Source organism: Pantoea sp. Sc1 (genome assembly GCF_000255315.1).
Taxonomy (GTDB): domain Bacteria; phylum Pseudomonadota; class Gammaproteobacteria; order Enterobacterales; family Enterobacteriaceae; genus Pantoea; species Pantoea anthophila.
In genome coordinates this window covers 85,878-106,254 of sequence record NZ_AJFP01000003.1, presented here as the reverse complement: position 1 = coordinate 106,254, position 20,377 = coordinate 85,878, and the positions used below count along the sequence as shown (strand labels likewise).

Genomic DNA, 20,377 nt, shown 5'->3' with positions numbered 1-20,377 from the left:
AGCAGAGCCGTCTGGCTTAACCCCTGACCCTGACGAGAGAAACCCCGATGGATTTGACACAGTTTGAAGCAACCGCCTGGGCAGCGCTGGAGGCGGCCGCCGCCGATCCACAGGACGCATTTCGTTATCTGGCACTCTGTACCGTTGACGCTGAGCAGCGCCCCCAGGCGCGCACGCTGGTCCTGCGCCAGAGTCGCAGTCCCCGTCGGATGCTGACTTTTCACACTGATGTCCGCAGCCCGAAGTGGCAGGAGATGGCGGCCAATCCGGCGGTCACAGTTCTGGGTTATTGTCTGCAACGCCGCCTGCAGCTGCGACTGGCGGGCCGGGTCAGCTGTTATGCGGCGGGGAGTGATATCGCCCGGCAGGCCTGGCAGGCATTACCTCAGCACACCCGGCAGACCTATCAGGGCGGGCCGCCGGGCGAGATACCGATACCGGCGAATAAGATGCCCGCTGTTCACGCCGCAGAGTCTGGCGAGCCGCACTTCGGCGTGGTGATCCTGCAGGTCACCACACTGGAGGGCTACCAGTTACAGCGTAACGACAATCAGCGCGCCCTGTTTCGCTATGCACCCGACGGCGAACTGAAGGCGTGTCAGTGGCTCAATCCCTGAACGCAGACGTCTCTGTTTCCCGGGCCAGCCTGAAAAAGGACTGGCCCTTTTTTTGAGCAGGCTAAGACAGCAATCTGACTGTCTGACACAGTAAGAGCCTTTTTTTATCTGCCGCCTCGGTTATGCGATTTTAGCGCCACGTTATCCTCATATGGCTGCGTTTATCTGCATTTTCCTTTCTTTTGCCCATCTTTGTGCCAGGCTTTAACTAACCGAAAAGCAGTGACTTATGCTCAAGGCCAGGGGAAGTACAAATGATCGCTCTGTATGACAGGCAGGTTAACCATGAACAATCAGCCTCCTGAAAAATCAGGGTCAGCGGATAACGAGCAGGTGATAAGCCTTGCTGAAGAAACGGCAGAGGTGTCAACACAGCGGATCAGTGACGGCGTTGTCAGGGTAACCCGGCAGGTCACTGAGCATCAGCAGACGATGGCGCTGATGCTCCGGCAGCAGACGGCGGCGATAGAGCGCATTCCCAAATCGGAAAGGCTGGCGGCGATGCCGACGATCCGGGAGGAAAATGGCGTTCTGATCATCCCGATTGTGGAAGAGGAAGTCGAGATCGTTCGTCATCTGGTGCTGAAAGAGGAGTGGCACATCCGCACGGTCGTCAGCGAGGCGGCGACAGAACAGGTCGTGACCCTGCGCAGACAGCACGCTCACCTGACCCGATCCCCTCATCCAGAGTCATCCGAATCCATCAGCGAGGAACACAATATGGCGCGTGAAACAATCGTAACAATGTTCAGCAATATCTCACTGGCAGAGGGGGCAAAACGTAACCTGATCAAAGCAGGCTTCCTGGATGATGATATCGATATCATCTCCGGCGAACGACTGCGGACAGAAGGCCATGAGGCCCGCCATCCTGGCTTCTGGCAACGCCTGTTCGGCAACACGCTGGAGGAAGATCAGGCTGAAGTGTATGAAGATGCGATGCGTACCGGCGGGGTGGTGCTGTCGCTGCGCGCTGATGAAGATGAGCTGCCGCGCGCGCTGGGCATTCTTGATGCCCATGAAGAGCTGACGGAGCGTACCGCCGCCGTTCCCGGTGACGCTACGGTTAACAGTAGCCTGACGCCGCCAGCCAGCGGAACGTTACCGGGTAACGAGACGGTCAATCCGCTGAACAGTGAGCGCGGCACGACCCGCACCGCGCTGACCGGTGATGAGAGTGATGAGGATGTGCTGCGTCTGGCTGAAGAGCGACTGGAAGTGGGTAAGCGACTGGTCAGCGAAGGCTCGACCCGCGTCCGTCGCTATACGGTCACCGATCGGGTGTCTGAAAATGTCTCGCTGCATGAGCAGCACGCCGAAATCTTCCGCCGCCCGGTGAACGAAGCGGGTTCGCCCGATAATGTCGACTGGTCAGAAAAAACGGTGGAAGTGGAGGAGTCGCACGAGCAGCCGGTGGTTAATAAGACCGCGCAAATCATCGAAGAGGTGGTGCTACGTAAAGAGGAGAGCGACCGGGTGGAGACCATCAATGACTCGGTGCGCCGTCAGGAAGTCGACATCGACCATGCCAGGGCCGATCACACCCGCGCCGCACCGGTCAGCGGCCAGGGCACGGCGACCGATCCCCTGCTGGAAGGCACGCGACAGGCCCGCGCAGAGCAGGATCACCGCTCGCTGACGCCAGACCATCCCGATCACAAAGAGGGGCTGATGGACAAGGCCGGGGACAAAATCGCGGAAGCGAAAGAGAAAGTCGAAGACAAGTTTAAAAAACCGTGATGCTGTGAGGGCCGGAAGGGGGGCGTCTCTGCCCCTTTCCCGGCTGACTACAGAAGGCCATGTTCCTCCGGCCCCCCCTCTGAACGTGTGCCCCCTTGCCGATTCAAGGCGTTACTCCACCCCATAAATTGTTAAATCCCGGTTCCCTGACTACCCTTGCTGATGTTTTTCAGAAGCGGGCCAGTGCGTCCGCCAGATTAGCCGCTGCAGTTTTCGGCCATTCATCGCAGGCGATCATCAGTCGGCCGCATTTCACCAGGCAGGGACATCATGACAGAACACCGCTTTACCGAGACATACCGCGCTGAAGAGGGGGAGATCGATCCCTGTATCTCCGTGCAGGGCGCGCGCACCCATAACCTTAAAGAGGTGTCGCTGCGTTTTCCCCGTAACGCCATGGTGGTGTTCACCGGGGTTTCCGGCTCCGGTAAATCGTCCCTCGCCTTTGATACGATCTATGCGGAAGCGCAGCGCCGGTTTATCGAGTCGGTTTCACCTCACGCCCGCCGTCTGATCGATCAGGCTGCGGCGCCGGATGTCGATAACATTGACGGACTTCCGCCTGCGGTGGCCCTGCAGCAGAGCCGGGCGGGCGCGCAGGAGCGATCGACGGTCGGCAGCCTCACCCGGATCGCCGTCACGCTGCGTCTGCTCTATTCCCGTGCGGGTGCCAGACCGGACGGTGTTCCTTTTATGACGGCCGACTATTTTTCACCGAACAACCCAAAGGGTGCCTGTCCCCACTGTCAGGGGCTGGGAAAGGTTCACACTGTCAGAACTGAGGCGCTGGTGCCGGATAGCTCACTGAGCATCCGGCAGGGGGCTATCGCCGCCTGGCCCAGGGGCTGGCACAACAAGAATCTGCGCAGCATCCTTGACACGCTCGGCTACGATATCGATGCGCCGTGGCACACTCTGTCTGAGCGTGACCGGCAGTGGATACTGCTGACCGAGGAGCAGCCGTCGGTGCCCATCTACGAAGGTCTCAACGCTAAGCAGCGCGAAAAGGCGATAGCGGCAGGTGAGGAACCGGGATACACCGGCACTTACACCAGCGCCGCAAAAATCGTGTTGCAGAGCTATTCGGGCGGCAGCGAATCGGTCAGAAAACGGCTGGCGCGCTTTGTGGCGGTCACGCCCTGTTCTGAGTGCCACGGTAAACGACTCAACCGCGATGCGCTCTCCGTGACGTTTGCCGGGTATGACATCGCCAGTCTGAGCGAGCTGACAGTTTCTGCGCTGGCGGAACGCTTTCGTCCCTATGCCCGTGGCGACTCTCCCGATCTGCCTGAAGAGCCGGCGCTGCGTGAGGCGGTCATCCGGATGGCGGCAGACATCTGTATGCGGCTTGAGCAGCTTGACGCGCTGGGCCTGGGACATCTCGCGCCGGGACGTCGCACCACGCTGCTCTCCTCCGGCGAGCTGCAGCGCGTCCGTCTGGCAACCCAGATGATTTCACGCCTGTTTGGCGTGCTCTACGTGCTGGATGAGCCGTCCGCCGGGCTGCATCCGGAAGATGTGAAAGCGCTGCTTGCCTCCCTGAAAAGGCTGGTCCGCGCAGGCAACTCGCTGATAGTCGTGGAACATAACACTGACCTTATCGCGGAAGCGGACTGGCTGGTAGAGATCGGACCCGGTCCGGGCGGTTACGGCGGGGCGATCGTCTACAACGGCGCCCCGGCGGGGGTGAAAGAGGTCGAATCGCCCACCTCAGGCTATCTCTTCTCCCGACGCTACACCGGACTGCGCGAGCGTCAGTCGCCGGAAGAGTGGCTCAGGCTGGAAGCGATCGACTGCAACAATATTGTCGGGATGGATATCGCCCTTCCGCTGGCGAGAATGACGGCCATCACCGGGGTGTCAGGCTCAGGGAAATCGACGCTGCTGAATCGCGTGTTGCCTGAAATGCTCGGTCATGCGGATAAAGAGTCCGACAGCGAGGAGGGGGAGGACGAGGATCTGGTGCCCGATGTGAAGGGACGCGTGGTCAGCGGAAGCGACGCCTTGGGCCGACTCATCAGAATCGATCAGCGTCCTATCGGACGGACGCCGCGCTCCAACCTGGCCACCTACACCGGCTTTTTCGACATCATCCGCCGACTGTATGCCGATACCCCCGAGGCGAAGGCAAAAGGCTTCGACGCCGGGCGGTTCTCATTCAATCTGCCTGCCGGGCGCTGTCCTGCGTGTGAGGGGCAGGGGCAGATCTCCATTGAGCTGCTGTTCATGCCCAGCGCCACGGCCACCTGCTCCGTCTGCGCGGGCAGCCGCTACAACCCCGGGACGCTGGAGGTAAGGTGGAACAACCTGACGATTGCGGATGTGCTCGATCTCACGGTGGACGAGGCAACGGCGGTCTTTAGCGGCAACGAAGGGATTCAGCGTTCGCTGTCGGCACTGACGGCGCTGGGGCTGGGATATCTCCGGCTGGGGCAGCCCGCCACGGAACTTTCCGGCGGAGAGTGTCAGCGTATCAAGCTCGCCTGGGAACTGCAGCGGGTCCAGCGCACCGCCACGCTCTATCTGCTCGATGAACCTTCGACCGGATTGCATCCGGCGGATATGGATAAGCTGCTGCGGGTGCTGGATGAGCTGGTTAAACGTGGTCATACGGTCATCATGGCAGAACATAATATGCGTATCGTGGCGGAGTCGGACTGGGTGATCGATCTGGGGCCGGGTTCGGGCGATAAGGGGGGCCGGATTGTTTCATCCGGCTCACCAGAGACGGTCAGTCAGTCATCAGAGAGTCTGACCGCTCCCTGGCTGTCAGCCCAGCTGCAAAAGCGAGCGGGCGATCCGGATTAATCGGGCCGGGCACTCTGGCTGAACCGCGGCGCATTAACCTGCAGGGCCTCCAGTTCACGTGCGTCGTGACTGCAGAAAAAGGTGATCTCGCTGCCGCGCTGACAGGAGAGCTCCCGCAGGCGTTGCTGGTTGTGTCGTCTGGCGCCGTTATCCATCGCCATCATCCACTGGTAAAAACGCAGTCCAGGCGTGCAGTGGCGCGTCTGCTGGCGCATTTCGCCCCGATAGAACCACGCATCGCCACCGTGCAGCAGCCAGCCGTCAGGCTGCTGAATGGCGATACCTGCGTGACCCGGCGTATGGCCCGCCAGCGGCACCAGCAGAATCTCCGGCGGTAAATCCCGCAGGCGATTTACCGCCTCAAAACCAAACCACGTTTCGCCCTGCGGCTGATAGGTCTCCCAGTGGCTGATCCCACCCCATTGTCCGGGACGATAACGCTCCCGCGACAGCCAGCTATGACGCTGATGGGCCGTGTCCACCTCCTGCTGTAGCAGGTGGATACGCGCCTGCGGAAAATCGGTCAGTCCGCCCGCATGATCAAAATCGAGGTGGGTCAGAATAATATGCCGCACATCCTCAGCCCGGAAGCCCAGCGCCCTGACCTGTGACAGGGCGGTCAGCTCGTCGCGACGCTGAATATTGTTCAGCGCGCGGAAAAAGCCCGACAGGCGGCTGCCCGGCGCGTGGATATCCTGGCGGCCAAAGCCGGTGTCGACCAGCACCAGCCCGTCGCGGTCCGTCTCAATCAGCAGGCAGTGACAGACCAGATGCGCTTTGATGCCTTTGCTGAATCCATCATAAAATGCTCCGCCCAGTGGGCACATACAGCCACAGTTGAGGTGGTGAATTTTCATCGGGCCTCCATCGCAATCATCGGCAGAATGGCTGAGGTGCTTCGGCTCGTCTCCGGCACGCAGCAGATCAGCCTGGCTTTAGAGTGTAGAGAGGGTTGTAACAGTAGGCGGAGCGGTGAAGCGGATAACCGGGCAAAATTGCCGGTTATCCGCCAGAAAGCAGAGTTAACGATGGAAGAACGGGAAAGCGCCGGTGAGCAGACCGCCCGCCATCAGCACCAGACTGACCAGAATCCCCCATTTAATCGCAAAGCGCTGGTGGTCGCCGATGTCGACTTTTGCCAGCCCCACCAGCAGATAGACTGACGGCACCAGCGGACTCAGCAGATGGAAAGGCTGACCGACGATAGAGGCGCGGGCGATCTCCTCTGCGGTAATGCCGTAGCTGGCCGCCGTCTGTGCGATGACCGGCAGAATGCCGAAGTAAAAGGCATCGTTCGACATAAAGAAGGTGAACGGCAGACTGACCAGCGCGGTGAAGACGGCCAGATAAGGTCCGAAGCTGTGCGGGATCACCGCCAGCAGGCTCTTCGCCATGGCATCCACCATGCCGGTGCCGGAGAGAATACCGGTGAAGATACCGGCGGCAAAAATCAGCGCGGTCACAGCCAGCACGTTACCGGCATGAGAGCTGATGCGCGCTTTCTGCTCCTCCAGGCTCGGATAGTTGAGCATCACGGCAATCGCAAACGCCAGCATAAACAGGATCTGAATCGGCATTAACCCGACCACCAGCAGCACCAGCAGCACGGTGGTCAGGATGAAGTTGGGCCAGAACATCTTCGGACGGCGGTTGGCGGCGCACTCATCGGCATCGCCCAGTCCCAGTTCGATGTTGTCGAGATGGTGATCTTTCAGCGTCATGACGCCTAAACGCTTGCGCTCACGCAGGCCAAACAGCATGGCCATCGCGACCAGGCTGACGCAGGCCAGCAGCATGGCGGGCAGCATCGGGATAAAGATGTCGAGGGCGTCAATGCGCAGGGCGGCGGCGGCGCGGGCGGTCGGGCCACCCCAGGGCGAGAGGTTCATGATGCCGCTGGCGAGGTTGACCAGACAGGTCATCATCAGCACGTTCATACCCAGCCGGTGATAGAGGGGCAGGAAAGCCGCGATGGCGATCATGTAAGTGGTGGAGCTGTCACCATCCAGTGAAACCAGCAGCGTCAGCACGGCGGTGCCGACCAGCACTTTAAGCGGATCGCCGCGCACCAGCCGGAGAATAAAACGGACCAGCGGGTCAAACAGGCCGGCGTCGATCATCAGACCAAAATAGAGAATCGAGAAGGTCAGCATGACACCGGTGGGGGCCAGCTTTTTGACGCCATCCAGCATCATTTCGCCCAGTCCCGCGTAAAAACCGCCAATCAGCGCAAAAATGGTTGGTATCAGGATCAGCGCAATTAAGGCTGACATGCGTTTGGTCATGATGAGATACATGAAGCAAACAACCATGGAAAAACCCAGTATCGTCAGCAAAATAACAGCCCTCACAATGGCGTAAAAGTAATGAAAAGGTGGCGTTCAGTCAGGAAAATTCAGGAAATTGCTTAGCGTGGTAACGATTAACCTGTTGTTTTAATTAACCCTGATCGGAAAGATGATATTAAATTGTTATCAGGTTTTAGCATTTCTTTAACAGGGAAGGGTGATCGGGATCATCTTTAAACGAATGTTAAACGAGATTGTGTGACTGAGATCAAACGATAGGGGGGCGTAAGAGGGAATTGCGGGCCAGACGGGGGCTGATGCAGCGGCGGAAAGTCATAAAGGGTAAGCGGCTGAGCGCGAGCGCTCAGCCTGATGGGCTTTAATTATTCAGCAACTGGATAATCGTCTCAGGCGTTTTGTTGGCCATTTTGCTGACGGCGGTCTGCCCCTGCTGAATAATCTGGCTGCGTGCCAGCTGGCTCGCTTCTTCCGCGTAGTCAGCATCCTGAATACGGCTGCGGGCGGTGGCGGTATCCACACCCTGCTGCGACAGCACATTCCGGTTCGACTCGTAGCGGTTAATCTTCGCGCCATAGAGCGACTGATAACTGCTGATCTTCTCCAGGGCTGAATCCAGCGCTTTCATGGTGACGGAGATATCACCGCTGGTCAGCAGCGTGGTGTTATTCAGCTTCAGCGTTTTGGTGTCCGAGGGCGTGGCCGGAATTGAGTCCGACTGCACCGGCTGACCATAATCCGCACTGGTAATCACCTCCATCGGCTGGCTCTTATGCGGCGGTATGGCGGGAATCCCTTTCGGCTCAGGCAGGATCCCCCAGGTCAGATTGCTGGTGAAAGATCCGTTGCCGACCACCACCACAATCAGATCTTCGCTGACGGTATCCAGCGTGATGCGCTCCAGCCGGTTGCCGGTAATGGTGCCGTTGTTGAAATCGCCGCTGGTGGCATCTTCATAGCGATCGCCGTCACCACTGTAGGTGATGTTCATGCCGTTGTAGCTGCCGCTGTTACTGCCCGCCAGCGCCCAGCTCGATCCCCCTTCCAGCAGGGAGGAGCTGTCATAGGCCGCGTTGCTGTCAAAGCCGTTACTGCTGGTCAGCAGGCGCGATTTTGCGGTCGCCGCATCGGTTATCCCCTTGCTGGTCCAGGTGTAGTCGGGCGCGCTGCCTTCCAGCGGCGTGCCGACCAGATGCTTACCGTCGCGGGTAAACAGCTGAAGGTCATCATCCTGACCCAGCGAGTCGATGGTGATGGTAATCGACGTCGCGCCTGCCGGAATATAGGCCAGCGGGATCACCCCGGAGCTGAAGGAGTAATTCCTGCCCGAAACCGGAAATTTGGTGTTGATGGGATCAACGTTGCCCAGCTTGGCGGGCGGGAGATCGGGATTATCGGTCGCCAGCGGATAGCGGCCAAAAATCTCAGTGTGATCGGCCACTTCATCAATACCGGCCAGAATCTGCTGATACTGGTCGTTAACGCTCTGCCGATCCGCATCAGAGAGCGTGCCGTTTGCCGCCTGCACGGAGAGCGTGCGGGCCTGAATCAGCAGATTGGCGATGGTGCCCAAACCGCCGCCTGCCGTCTGGGAGTAGCTGATCGCGTCATTGAGGCCGCGCGCAACAACCGCATCGGCATTTACATTGGCCGTCATGCGGTTGGCAATGGCCTGGCCCGCCGCGTCATCTTTAGCACTGTTAATCCGCATCCCTGATGATAGTCGTTCAACCGTTCGTCCCAGAACAGAGTCAGTGCCGTACCGCGTTTTGTTCGCTATCGCGGCGGTTTCGTTATGGTTGATTGTTAACATGGTCGCTTCGAACAGGGAGAGGAGTCTCTGTTTTATCGGCAGGGTGATAAGCAGCTTTAACCTCTGCAGTGACAAAAAACCAGCAGGGGCGCGGCCAGGCGGGCAACCTGCTGATGGTTAACCGCTTTTCAGATAAAAAATATTTAAGGGTGAAGCCGGGCAGGAAAAACAGCTGCTGCGCGCTGGCGCAGCAGGCAGGGGGATCAGTTAAAGACCATGCCGCCGTCGATCAGCAGGGACTGGCCGGTCATGTAGTCGGAGTCAGGGCTGGCGAGATAGGCCACACAGGCCGCCACATCTTCCGGCTCAGAGAGACGTCCCAGCGTAATGCGTCTGGCGAACGCTTCCGTGCCGTAACCGGCCGGTTTTCCGGCCGCTTCCGAGATCTGCCGATCGATCGCTTCCCACATTGGCGTCCTGACGATGCCGGGACAGAAGGCGTTGACCGTGATGCCGGCCGCGGCCAGGTCGCGCGCGGCGGTTTGTGTCAGGCCCCGCACGGCAAATTTACTGGAGCTGTAGACTGCCAGCTCCGGGTTGCCGACGTGTCCGGCCTGAGAGCAGGCGTTGATAATTTTGCCGCCGTGCCCTTCAGCCGCAAAGGCCTTTATCGCCGCCTGCATACCCCAGATCACGCCTTTGACGTTGACGTTGTAAACCTTGTCGACCACCTCTTCGGTGATCTCCGCAATCGGCGTCGACGGGGCAATACCGGCGTTGTTGACGATGACGTCGAAGCCTCCCAGCGCACGACGCGCCTCCTCAACTGCCGCCATCACCTGATCGCGCTGCGACACATCCACTTTCAACGCGATTGCTTTACCGCCCTGCTGAGTAATCTTCTCCGCCACCTGACGGGCGGTTTCCTGATTAAAGTCCGCCACCGCGACCGCCAGTCCATCTTTCGCCAGACGCAGGGCAATCGCTTCACCAATGCCCTGGCCTGCGCCGGTTACAAATGCCACTCTGTTTTTCATCGTGATTTCCTTTTTGCATGAAATTAAAGAAGCTGGCTCAGATGCAGCTGGCCCATCAGCAGCGGGTTATCGGCGTAATCCACCGGGACAGCCACCACCGCAGGTCCCTGAACATCCATCGCTTTACGCAGCGTCGGCTCCAGTTCTGCCGCGCTGGTCACCGCAAAGCCTGCTGCGCCAAACGCTTCGGCATAGGCTTTGAAATCGACCGGGCCAAAGTTAACGCCCGAGACGCGGTGATATTTTTTCTCTTCCTGCATCGCCACCATGTTGTAGGCGTTGTCGACCCAGACGATGTGCAGAATGTTGGCTTTCAGCCGGACGGCGGTCTCCAGCTCCATGCTGGACTGCAGGAAGCCACCATCGCCCGAGACCGAAACGACTTTGCGTTGCGGGTCGACCAGCCAGGCCCCGATTGCCCACGGCAGGGCGACGCCCATGGTCTGCTGACCGTTGGAGATCATGATCTGGCGGGCGCGGAAGCTGTAGAGATAGCGGGCGATCCAGATGTGGAAGCTGCCCATGTCCACCGTGAGGCTGACGTCGCTGTTAATGATGTCCTGCATGGCACGCACGATGCGCAGCGGATGCAGGGCAAACTGATTGAGGCTGGCACCCTGCATCGCCAGCAGTTTCCGCTGCTGCTGACGGTCATCGAGGATGGTGGCGGCTTCCGGCGTCAGCTGCAGCGGCGCGGTGATGCGCGCCGCCAGTTTACGCAGCGTGGCGGCGATATCGCCCACCAGCTCGGCGTCCGGCAGGTAGCGGTTGTCGGTCTCTGCGGGGATCACGTCGATGTGAATCAGGGTAGCGTTGCCGCTGTTCCACATGGCCGGTTCATACTCCACCGGGCTGTAACCGATGGTAATGATCAGATCAGCCTGTTGCAGCAGCCGGTCGCCCGCCTGGTTGTTAAATAATCCGACACGTCCGGCAAAGCGTGAAAAGTGCTCCTGGCGGATGGCACCGGCGGCCTGATAGGTACTGGTGACCGGGATGTGACTGCGGCTCAGCAGATCGTGGATCGCCTCGCTGTTCTCGGGCTGACTCGCCATCAGTCCCAGCAGGATGACCGGATTTTTAGCCCCGGCGATAGCCTGGCTCACGGCATCGATCATCGCGTCCGGTGCTGCGCCCAGGACGGGACGCGCTTTGCTGCTCAGTGCTTTGCCGGTAACAGGCTGGTCGACAATATCCTGCGGCAGGCTGACAAACGCGCCGCCGCCCCGGCCATGTTCGGCATGACGAAACGCATTCGACAGGCACTCGGAGAGCGCGGAGGGATCGGTGACCTCAACTGCATATTTGGTGATCGGGCGGAACATCGAGACGGTATCCATGCTCTGGTGCACCTGTTTGGCGCTGTCGGAGCGTTTTACCTGGCCGCCGAGGGCGACCACCGGGTCACCTTCGCTGGTGGCGGTAGCCATGCCGGTGATCAGGTTAGAACAACCCGGTCCGGAGGTGACCAGCGCCACTCCCGCATTGCCGGTAAGGCGGCCTACGGCTGCTGCCATGAACGCCGCGTTCGCCTCGTGGCGAACCGGAATCGTCTGGATGGAGGAGTCCAGCAGGGAGTCAAAAACCTTATCAATCTTGGCGCCGGGAATACCAAAGACGTGGCGGACGCCCTGCGCCTCAAGCTGCGCGACCACCAGGTCAGCGCCACAGGTCCAGAGCGTGGTATCGGTTGGAGTTTTCATTGTCATTCCTCTGATTAGCTTTCGACCGCACGGATGGCAGCGTCAAGATTGGCGGGGTTCAGGTCGGCATTGAGAAAGTCACTGTCCTGCGGCAAATCCACGACCAGTTTGCTGATGGCACCGAAGGTCAGGGTTCCCTGTTCCAGCGCATAATCCAGAATGTGTCCACCGCCTTCGCGATCGTCAGTAATAAAATGTTCGTGATAGCCCGCGACGTTAATCCCCTGCATGTACTGGGGCGTGCGGAAGCCGATCAGTTCCCCCGCACGCTGGCGGAACGCAAAGGTCGGCTGATCGCCCAGCACTTCCGGCATGGAGCGATAGGGGCGACACTGGCAGGGTACGGTGCGGGTCTCGACCCGGCTGAAGCGGCCACTGATCCGCAGCGCGCAGAACTGGTTGTCGGAGGTGATTTCACTGTCGATCACCTGATGGATGGCCTCACGCGACATCGGCCGGTCAAACTCAAACAGATATTGCGGTTTGAAAAAGGTCATGACAGCAAACGGGGTTTTCTGCGCCGGATCGGCCGGATGGGCGCTGCCATCGGCGTGCAGCTGGTAAACCTGACTGTCAAAGGCGATCAGCTCGCCATCCAGCCGGTTAAAGGTGCCCAGGCCAAAATCGCCTTTGCGCAGAAGATCGGCAATCCGCGTGTTCCCGTCATAAACGCCGCTCAGTAGCGCACTCATTAAAGAGGTCTGATAGATAACACTTTCTGGTGCATCCTGGGAAAGTGTTAAGACAGTTCGTTTTAGTTGATCCTCACAGGAACAATCAGTTACACAATTGCTCATTTGATGCCTCGTAAGTTAACCGTTAAGCCGTGTTAACCTAAGGGTGAACCGATTCAGTCGTAAGATCCAATAGCGAAACCTGTTAACTTTGAGACGTTTTTGATATGGAACTGCGCCACCTGCGTTATTTTGTTGCCGTTGCCGAGACGCTTCACTTCACCCGCGCCGCCGAAATGCTGGGGATATCGCAGCCACCGCTGAGTCAGCAGATATTGCGGCTGGAGCAGGAGATTGGCACGCCCCTGCTGAAGCGGCTGACGCGTGGGGTGGAACTCACCGAGGCCGGCGAGGCTTTTCTGGCGGATGCCGTGCAGATTGTGCAACTTGCCGACCAGGCGCTGGAGAATGCGCGCGGGATCGCCCGTGGGATCAGCGGCCAGCTGTCACTGGGATTCGCCAGCTCGGTTGCCTTTAATCCTTATATCTTTACCCTGATCCGCCGCTTTACCGGGCGTTATCCGGCGATGGAGCTGCTGACGCGCGAAGAGAACATGTCCCTGCTGATGCAGGATTTGCAGGAGGGATTGCTGGATGCCGCCTTTATCCGGCTGCCGTGCGAAAGCAGTAAGGCGTTTAATCTGCGCGTCATCTCCACCGAAAAGATGCTGATTGCGCTGCCGCGCTGCCACCCTCTCAGCGGCACACCCGTCCTGCCCTTATCGGCCCTGGCTGATGAAACCCTGGTGATTTTCCCGCGTGACGTTTCGCCCAGCCTGTATGAGCTGATTGTCACCGCCTGTCTGCGGGCGGGTTTCTCGCGCCACACCTTCCAGCAGGCGCCGCAGATCACCACGTCACTCGGTATGGTGGCGGCAGGGTGCGGGATTGCGCTGGTGCCGGAGTCGATGCGCTGCGTTGATAACCCGGACGTCAGCTTCAGCGATATCGAAAACAACACGCTGTTCACCGACGTGGCGTTTGCCTGGCGGCGGCATCACCCCTCGAAAGCGGTGCTGCACCTGCTGTCGCTGCTGGCGGAACAGTCGGCTTCAGGCGAAGCGGGTTGATAAGTGCCAGCTATTGAACTGAAAACAATAACCAGCTGGCGGGCGGTGGGCGGGATATTAATAATCGGGGCATGACTACATACCGCGTAAGAGTCGGGTTTCATAACCCGTCAGCCCTGACATTCAGGCAACTGGATGAAATTCTGGAGCCGCAGCGATTCTGGAGAACAGATTCGGCGGGTGGCCAGTTCCGCTATTTCATGGAGTATGAGTACCAGTCTGACGTGCGCGACCTCTGTTCGGTCTGTTCGCTGGCCTATACCCAGGCCTGTAAAGTCAGAAAGTGCCCGCTGATTCTGGTGGAGGTGATGAACTGAGCATGTCAGGCGATCCCGCGGGATCGCCTGACACCGTTTCAGCGTGACCGGCGCTGCATCAACAGGCTTAACGCGGCGGGCAGCACGGTGAGCGTCACCAGCGTTCCGCTGACCAGCCCCCCGATAATCGCCAGCGCCATCGGTCCCCAGAAAACCTGATGGGCGATGGGGATCATACCGAGGATCGCGGCGCAGGCGGTCAGCAGGATAGGCCGCGCGCGGTGATGCGCCGCCTGGCGGATGGCCTCACCCGCGGCCAGCCCGGCGCGGGCATTGGCATCCACTTCACTGATCATGATCACCGCATTGCGGATGATGATACCTGCCAGTGCAATAATCCCCAGCAGCGCCACAAAGCCCAGCGGGGTGCCGGTCGGCAGCATGGCGGAAACGATGCCGGGCAGGCCGAAGGGGGCCATGCTCAGCGCGAGCAGCATGCCGGAAAAGCGTTGCAGCTGAATCATCAGCAGGACCAGCATGGCGCAGAGCGTCATCGGCAGCAGGGCAAAGACCGAACTGTTGCCCTTGTCCGACTCCGCTACCGTGCCCGCTTCCTCAATCGTGTACCCGGCGGGCAGGGAAGCACGCAGGGCGGCGATAGCCGGTGTCAGCTGTTGGGAGACCGCTTCCGCCCGCTGGCCGGGGGCGATATCCGTCTGCACCGTGATGTAGGGCAGCCGCTGACGCCGCCAGATCACCGGGTCATCCACGCCCCACTTCAGGGTCGCCACCTGGCGCAGCGGGATCTTCTGACCGCTGGCATTGGTGATCATCAAACCCGCCAGCGTCGCCGTATCCTGCCGCTCGGCGTCATTGCCGCGTAACACCACATCAATCAGCCGGTTGCGGTCGCGCAGTGTCGTCACCACGCTGCCGGACATCAGCGTATTCAGGGCACGGGCTATCGTCCCGGAGGAGAGTCCGGCCGCGCGGGCTTCGGTCTGATTGACGGCCAGCGTCATGACACGCTCCGGTTCTCCGGCGGTCAGATTGACCTCGCGGGTCAGCGGTGAGTGGGCAATCAGCGCCGCCAGCCGGGATGCCGCCAGCCGGACATGACCATAATCCGGTCCGGTAAGGCGGTATTTCAGTGGCCAGCCAACCGGCGGTCCCAGCTCCAGCGGCGAGACCCGTGTGGTGATATCACTGAAGTTCTCACCGAGTCTGCTCTCCAGCCTGCGCTGCAACCGGTCGCGCACCGACAGGTTTCTGGCGACCACCACCAGCTGCGCGATGTTTTCATTCTCCAGCAGCACATCCATCGGCAGATAGAAACGGATGGCGCCCGACCCTGCGTAGCTGCTGAAGCTGGCGACATCGCGGTCATGGCGCAGCACCTCTTCCAGCTGTGCGGTCCGGCGTGTGGTTTCAGCCTGCGTCGCACTGGCGGGAAGCGTGAGGCTGACCAGCAGTTCGGGGCGGTCGGACGCCGGGAAAAATTCACCCTGCATAAACGTGGTGGCGTACAGGCTGACCAGCAGCACCGCCAGCGCCGCGCTCACCGTCACGCCCCGATGACGCAGAATGACTTCCAGCAGCCAGTGATAGCCGCGCATCAGCACGCCCGGTCGCGGGTCGGCATGATTCAGTTTTGCCGACAGCAGCCAGCAGCCGGTAAGCGGAGAGAAGATCACCGCGACGACCCACGAGCAGAGCAGCGCCAGCGCGATCACCACAAACAGCGAGTAGCAGTACTCGCCGGCGCTGGAGGCGGCAAACCCGACCGGAATGAACCCGGCGATCATGACCAGCGTGCCGGTCAGCATCGGAAAGGCGGTGGTTTTAAACGCCCAGGTGGCGGCCTGCCACTTACTGTCACCCGCTTCCAGCCTCGCCACCATCGCCTCGACGGTGATCATGGCGTCATCCACCAGCAGCCCCAGTGCGATAATCAGCGCACCCAGCGAGATGCGCTGCAGCCCGATACCGGCCAGCAACATACCGGTAAAGGTCATCGCCAGCACCAGCGGGATCGCCGCCGCCACCACCAGTCCGGCGCGCAGCCCCAGCGAGATAAACGACACGGCTAACACAATCACCACGGCTTCGCCCAGGATTCGCACAAAACCGCTGACCGCCGTTTTTACCACCGCAGACTGATCGGCAACGCGGGTCATGGTGATGCCGTGCGGTAACTGACCAGCCAGCGTCTGCATGCGCTGATTCAGCTGCTGACCAAAGTCGAGCAGGTTGCCGCTGGCGGCCATGGAGACGGCCAGCCCGATAGCGGGCACGCCATTGACCCGGAACGTCGGGGCGGGCGGTTCGGCGGGTTGCAGGCTGATCGTCGCAAGATCGGTCAGCGGGATAAAGCGATCGCCAATATGCAGCGTCATCGCCTGCAGGCTGTCGACGGAGGTCAGGGTGCCGCTGACACGCATCGCAATACTCTCGCGGTCGGTGCGCAGGCTGCCCGCCGGGACGACCTCGTTCTGCGCGTTGATGGCGTCGCTGACCTGCTGCAAATCGACGCCCATGCCATTGAGCTTTTGCGGAGAAAAGGCAATAACTACCTGTTGCTCCTGCACCCCCAGCAGCCGGGTTTTGCCGATGTCGGGCAGGGTCGCCAGAGCGCGCCGCAGGTCATCGACGCGGTCGCGCAGCTCACGGGCGCTAAAGCCCTCCGCCGTGAAGCCATAAATCGTGCCGAAGGTGTCATCAAACTCGTCGTTCACCGCCGGACCCTGCACGCCCTGCGGCAGAGAGGTGCTCACATCCTGCATCTTTTTGCGCAGCTGATACCAGATGCCCGCGACCTGAGACGGCGGCGTATCGTCACGCAGATTGACATAGATGACCGTCTGCCCGACGCGGGTTTCACTCTCCACCGTATCGAGAGAGGGGAGTTCCTGCACCTTCTGCTCCAGCACGTCCGTCACCAGCTGCACCATGGTATTAACGTCGGCACCCGGCCATTGGGCAGAGACCACCGCGGTTTTGATGGTAAACGCCGGATCTTCATTACGTGACAGATGTTCATAGCTCATCACGCCCGCGGCCATCACCAGCAGCATGAAAAAGACCACCAGCTGCTGATGCGCCAGCGCCCAGCCAGAGAGGTTAAAGCCAGCCGGTTTTTTCATGGTTCCTCCTGCGCAGGCAACACTTTTTCGCCAGGCTGCAGGGTGGCGACACCGGCGGTAACGATACGCTCGCCCGGCTGAATACCGGATGCGACGAAGATTTGCTGAGCATCAAAGCGGGCCAGCACCACCGGGCGAAGCTGCAGACGGGAAGCCGCATCCACAACCAGCAGTGCCGGCTGGTCGGCTAAGCGCGTCAGGGCGCTGGCGGGCAGGGCGATGACCGGCGGTTGCGAGTCGGGCAGGGTAACCATAACGGTGGCACCGGGCGCCATCGCCTCGGGCGGCTGATTCAGCGTGACACGCAGCCGCCAGGTGCGGGTCTGCGGGTCAGCCTGCGGACTGATGTCACGGACCGTGCCGCTGGCCTCGATGCCGGGGTCGGCAAGCAGCGTCACCTTCAGCGGTGTGCGATCAGCGATCTGCAGCCGCTCGGTGGTGGTCAGATCAAACACCGCATCGCGAGCATCCCCTGCGGCCAGCGTTATTACGCTTTGTCCGGCACTGACCACCTGACCCGGCTGAACCGTGATAGCGGTGATCAGGCCCGCAGCAGGGGCCGTCAGTTGGGTCCAGCTGAGGCTATCCTGAGCATTTTTCAGCGCCGCTTCGCTACTGAGGCGGCGGGACTGCGCGCTCTGCCAGTCCGCCTGGGCACTGTCCAGCTGGCTGCGGGCGATAGCACCGCCGGGCATCAGCAACCGCATCCGATGCAGATTCAGCGCGGCGACCCGCTCCGCAGCCCGGGCGCTGTCGAGATCGGCCCGGGCGCTGCTCAGCTGGTTACGCGTCTGATCGTTTTCCAGCGCCGCCAGCGGTTGCCCGGCACTGACCCGATCGCCCAGTTCAGCCGTGCGGCTGACGACCCGCCCGTTAAGCCGGAAGGCCAGGGTGACTTCGTCATGCGCCCGGATTTCACCGGTCAGCCGCAGAGAGGCCGCACCGCCGGGCGGCGGCGCGGTCACGGTTTTTACCGGACGGGGCGGAGCTGGCGGCGGGGCCGCACTGTTATCGCGGCAGCCGGTCATGATCAGCACCCCGGACAGCACAAAGACGAACGGCACCACGAGGTGAACAGAGAAGAGGTGACGCCACATCTGGCGGGCAGCATCAGATAAGAAGTCTGTCATAGCCGGGTTCCTGTAATGAGTTGTGCTCATTGAACCCGGCCCGTGTCCAGAAACGTTCCATGAACCATCAAGAAATGGTCAAGTCAGAACAATTTATCGAACCGGTAGCGTTATCCGAATCAGCAGGCCGCCGTCGGCGGGTAGCGAGGCGGTGATCGTCCCGCCGTGCGCGTCGACAATGGCTTTGGCAATGGACAATCCCAGTCCGCTGCCGCCGGAGTGGCGGGCGCGTGAGGAGTCGGCGCGGGTAAAGCGGTCAAACAGCTGTGGCAGGAAGTCCGGATCCACGCCCTGACCGTAATCGCGGAAGGTCAGTATCGTGGCCCGGGCGTCCCGGCTGGCGGAGATGAGCAGCTCACCGCCGTCCGCCGCGTAGCGCAGCGCATTTTCGCAGAGGATGGTCACCACCTGCCCCAGCCGGAACGCATCGGCGCAGAGCAGCAGGTTGTCAGGGGCTTTCACGCGGAGGGTCAGGCCTGCCTGCTCTGCCTGCGGCAGCAGCCAGCCGGTGCGCTCGCGCAGCAGCTCGGCGGGGTTAAAGCACTCCGGGTTCAGCGTAAGCTGCCCCGCATCCGCCAGTGACAGCAGATGCAGTTCGTCAGTCAGCCGGCTCAGTTGTGTCAGCTGCTTCATAATCATCGCCAGCTGCTGAGGGTCGGCCGGGAAAACGCCATCCAGAATGCCCTGCAGACGGCCCATCGCCGCCGTCAGCGGAGAGCGCAGTTCATGCGCCATCGCGACGTGAGAGGCGCGCAGCTCGCGCTCGTAACGCGCCAGCTGCTGTGTCATCTGATTAAAGTCTTCGGTAAAGCGCACCAGCTCCTGCGGAGCCGCGTCAACGACCGCCGCCGGGCGGCCAAACTCCCCCTGCGACACCGCACGCGCCGCCGTTGCCAGCTGGCTGAACTGTGCGGAGAGCGGACGCGCAAAGCGCAGCGCGATCAGTACCATAAGCGGAATGGTGACCACGACCAGAAGGATGACGGTCAGCCAGTCAGAGGAGGCCAGCGACGGATCGGAAAAATTGATGCCCCAGTATTGATCGACAATCTGATGGAAGCGCGCCGGATCGCTGGCGGGATGCTGGCGCAGCCGGGTGAACTCCTCCACCAGCATGGGGGGCATCCGGTGGTAGACCCAGACCGCCTGCACCGCAAATCGCAGCCACATACAGAGGGCGATCAGCACTACGCTGCCTATCGCCAGCAACAGGACCCGGATGCAGATCCAGCGCCACAGTGAGGTGTGGGTTGCGTTCTTCATGGCTGTCTGAACCGGTAGCCAACGCTGCGCACCGCCGGCAGCACATCAGAGATGCCGGCGGCTTCCAGTTTGCGGCGCAGGTTGTAGACATGGGTGTCGACTACCCGCTCCAGCGCATCACTTTCCGGCAGGCAGTGCTCCAGCAGAAACAGGCGGGTAAAGGGTCGCGTCGGGGCGCGCATCAGCGTGACCAGCAGGGAAAATTCGGTGGGCGTCAGATCGAGCCGGTGTGGGGCGTCGCTGTCACCCTCCACGATCGCGGTGAGCGCCTCGGGATCGACCGTTAAACCAGCCCAGCGCAGGACCCCGGCCGCGGCCGCGGGCGGCTGGCTGCGGCGCAGAACGGCCTGCACGCGCGCCACCACTTCACCGGGATGATAGGGTTTTACCACATAGTCATCGGCCCCATAGCGCAGCGCACCGATGCGATCGGGCGCGTCACCCATCGCCGTGACCATGATCACCGGGGTATCGTCACGCCGCCGCAGCGCCGCCAGCACCTCGGTGCCGTTCATGCCGGGCAGCATGATATCGAGCAGGATCAGATCGGGCTGCCAGCGTCTGGCCGCCTCCAGCCCGCCCGGTCCGTCACCGGCTATCGTAACCGCATAGTTTTCACGTTTCAGATAAGCCTCAAGGACGCCCGCTGCATCCGCGTCATCTTCAATAATCAGTACACGTTTTTCCTGCATTTCCGGACCACCTTGACTGTTTCTTCATAAATCCCTGGCCGTTCATTGATACGCGCCTCGCATACTCACCTCCGGTGACGCGGTACTGACTCCCCAGCTCCGCACCGGATGTGATAATGAGGAA

Annotated in this window: 15 protein-coding genes; 5 read left to right on the top strand and 10 right to left on the bottom strand. The window is 60.8% G+C overall.

The window, feature by feature from the left end:
- Window positions 1–47: 47 nt before the first annotated feature.
- From S7A_RS20140 to S7A_RS20130, 3 genes are all read left to right on the top strand, one after another.
- Window positions 48–617, top strand: a complete 570-nt coding sequence (locus tag S7A_RS20140) for a pyridoxamine 5'-phosphate oxidase family protein (protein WP_009093221.1) — start codon at window positions 48–50, stop codon at window positions 615–617.
- Between the two features lie 267 nt (window positions 618–884).
- Window positions 885–2,357 (top strand): YsnF/AvaK domain-containing protein, encoded by a 1,473-nt coding sequence (locus S7A_RS20135; RefSeq protein ID WP_336794748.1) that lies wholly within the window; start codon window positions 885–887, stop codon window positions 2,355–2,357.
- 270 nt (window positions 2,358–2,627) lie between these two features.
- Window positions 2,628–5,165 (top strand): excinuclease ABC subunit UvrA, encoded by a 2,538-nt coding sequence (locus S7A_RS20130; RefSeq protein WP_009093219.1) that lies wholly within the window; start codon window positions 2,628–2,630, stop codon window positions 5,163–5,165.
- Here S7A_RS20130 and S7A_RS20125 read toward each other — a convergent pair.
- The 6 genes from S7A_RS20125 to budA all read right to left on the bottom strand — a co-directional run bounded on the left by S7A_RS20125 (window position 5,162) and on the right by budA (window position 12,761).
- Window positions 5,162–6,022 carry an MBL fold metallo-hydrolase gene (locus tag S7A_RS20125; protein WP_009093218.1) on the bottom strand — a complete coding sequence of 287 codons (861 nt, stop codon included), beginning with the start codon at window positions 6,020–6,022 and terminating at the stop codon, window positions 5,162–5,164. The genes S7A_RS20130 and S7A_RS20125 overlap by 4 nt on opposite strands.
- Window positions 6,023–6,187: 165 nt before the next feature.
- On the bottom strand, window positions 6,188–7,501 hold the full coding sequence (locus tag S7A_RS20120; RefSeq protein ID WP_009093217.1) for a CitMHS family transporter: 1,314 nt from the start codon (window positions 7,499–7,501) through the stop codon (window positions 6,188–6,190).
- A gap of 331 nt (window positions 7,502–7,832) precedes the next feature.
- Window positions 7,833–9,284, bottom strand: a complete 1,452-nt coding sequence (locus tag S7A_RS20115; RefSeq protein ID WP_071987836.1) for a flagellin — start codon at window positions 9,282–9,284, stop codon at window positions 7,833–7,835.
- 203 nt (window positions 9,285–9,487) lie between these two features.
- Window positions 9,488–10,261: a (S)-acetoin forming diacetyl reductase gene (locus S7A_RS20110; RefSeq protein WP_009093214.1), complete on the bottom strand. Its 774-nt coding sequence runs from the start codon at window positions 10,259–10,261 to the stop codon at window positions 9,488–9,490.
- Window positions 10,262–10,284: 23 nt separating this feature from the next.
- Window positions 10,285–11,964 carry an acetolactate synthase AlsS gene (alsS, locus tag S7A_RS20105; protein WP_009093213.1) on the bottom strand — a complete coding sequence of 560 codons (1,680 nt, stop codon included), beginning with the start codon at window positions 11,962–11,964 and terminating at the stop codon, window positions 10,285–10,287.
- Between the two features lie 14 nt (window positions 11,965–11,978).
- Window positions 11,979–12,761 (bottom strand): acetolactate decarboxylase, encoded by a 783-nt coding sequence (budA, locus tag S7A_RS20100; RefSeq protein ID WP_009093211.1) that lies wholly within the window; start codon window positions 12,759–12,761, stop codon window positions 11,979–11,981.
- Window positions 12,762–12,865: 104 nt separating this feature from the next.
- On the opposite strand from budA, the gene S7A_RS20095 reads away from it, so the two are divergent.
- Together S7A_RS20095 and S7A_RS20090 are read left to right on the top strand one after the other, a co-directional pair.
- Window positions 12,866–13,768 (top strand): LysR family transcriptional regulator, encoded by a 903-nt coding sequence (locus S7A_RS20095; RefSeq protein WP_009093210.1) that lies wholly within the window; start codon window positions 12,866–12,868, stop codon window positions 13,766–13,768.
- A 71-nt stretch (window positions 13,769–13,839) separates the two neighbouring features.
- Window positions 13,840–14,085 (top strand): hypothetical protein, encoded by a 246-nt coding sequence (locus tag S7A_RS20090; protein WP_033736884.1) that lies wholly within the window; start codon window positions 13,840–13,842, stop codon window positions 14,083–14,085.
- Between the two features lie 38 nt (window positions 14,086–14,123).
- On the opposite strand, the gene S7A_RS20085 is transcribed toward S7A_RS20090, so the two are convergent.
- From S7A_RS20085 to S7A_RS20070, 4 genes are all read right to left on the bottom strand, one after another.
- A complete protein-coding gene (locus tag S7A_RS20085) occupies window positions 14,124–17,168 on the bottom strand; it encodes an efflux RND transporter permease subunit (RefSeq protein ID WP_009093208.1) in 3,045 nt (1,014 codons plus the stop codon).
- Window positions 17,165–18,298, bottom strand: a complete 1,134-nt coding sequence (locus tag S7A_RS20080) for an efflux RND transporter periplasmic adaptor subunit (protein ID WP_009093207.1) — start codon at window positions 18,296–18,298, stop codon at window positions 17,165–17,167. The genes S7A_RS20085 and S7A_RS20080 overlap by 4 nt, the downstream gene beginning before the upstream one ends.
- A 93-nt stretch (window positions 18,299–18,391) precedes the next feature.
- Window positions 18,392–19,561 (bottom strand): cell wall metabolism sensor histidine kinase WalK, encoded by a 1,170-nt coding sequence (locus tag S7A_RS20075; RefSeq protein ID WP_009093206.1) that lies wholly within the window; start codon window positions 19,559–19,561, stop codon window positions 18,392–18,394.
- On the bottom strand, window positions 19,558–20,253 hold the full coding sequence (locus S7A_RS20070) for a response regulator (protein ID WP_009093205.1): 696 nt from the start codon (window positions 20,251–20,253) through the stop codon (window positions 19,558–19,560). Before S7A_RS20070 ends, S7A_RS20075 begins: the two co-directional genes overlap by 4 nt.
- Between the last annotated feature and the right edge of the window lie 124 nt (window positions 20,254–20,377).

Coding starts and splice junctions, on each gene's coding strand:
- S7A_RS20140 (WP_009093221.1), top strand. CDS start 48: ATGGATTTGACACAGTTTGAAGCAACCGCCTGGGCAGCGCTGGAGGCG.
- S7A_RS20135 (WP_336794748.1), top strand. CDS start 885: ATGACAGGCAGGTTAACCATGAACAATCAGCCTCCTGAAAAATCAGGG.
- S7A_RS20130 (WP_009093219.1), top strand. CDS start 2,628: ATGACAGAACACCGCTTTACCGAGACATACCGCGCTGAAGAGGGGGAG.
- S7A_RS20125 (WP_009093218.1), bottom strand. CDS start 6,022: ATGAAAATTCACCACCTCAACTGTGGCTGTATGTGCCCACTGGGCGGA.
- S7A_RS20115 (WP_071987836.1), bottom strand. CDS start 9,284: ATGTTAACAATCAACCATAACGAAACCGCCGCGATAGCGAACAAAACG.
- S7A_RS20110 (WP_009093214.1), bottom strand. CDS start 10,261: ATGAAAAACAGAGTGGCATTTGTAACCGGCGCAGGCCAGGGCATTGGT.
- alsS (WP_009093213.1), bottom strand. CDS start 11,964: ATGAAAACTCCAACCGATACCACGCTCTGGACCTGTGGCGCTGACCTG.
- budA (WP_009093211.1), bottom strand. CDS start 12,761: ATGAGCAATTGTGTAACTGATTGTTCCTGTGAGGATCAACTAAAACGA.
- S7A_RS20095 (WP_009093210.1), top strand. CDS start 12,866: ATGGAACTGCGCCACCTGCGTTATTTTGTTGCCGTTGCCGAGACGCTT.
- S7A_RS20090 (WP_033736884.1), top strand. CDS start 13,840: ATGACTACATACCGCGTAAGAGTCGGGTTTCATAACCCGTCAGCCCTG.
- S7A_RS20085 (WP_009093208.1), bottom strand. CDS start 17,168: ATGAAAAAACCGGCTGGCTTTAACCTCTCTGGCTGGGCGCTGGCGCAT.
- S7A_RS20080 (WP_009093207.1), bottom strand. CDS start 18,298: ATGACAGACTTCTTATCTGATGCTGCCCGCCAGATGTGGCGTCACCTC.
- S7A_RS20075 (WP_009093206.1), bottom strand. CDS start 19,561: ATGAAGAACGCAACCCACACCTCACTGTGGCGCTGGATCTGCATCCGG.
- S7A_RS20070 (WP_009093205.1), bottom strand. CDS start 20,253: ATGCAGGAAAAACGTGTACTGATTATTGAAGATGACGCGGATGCAGCG.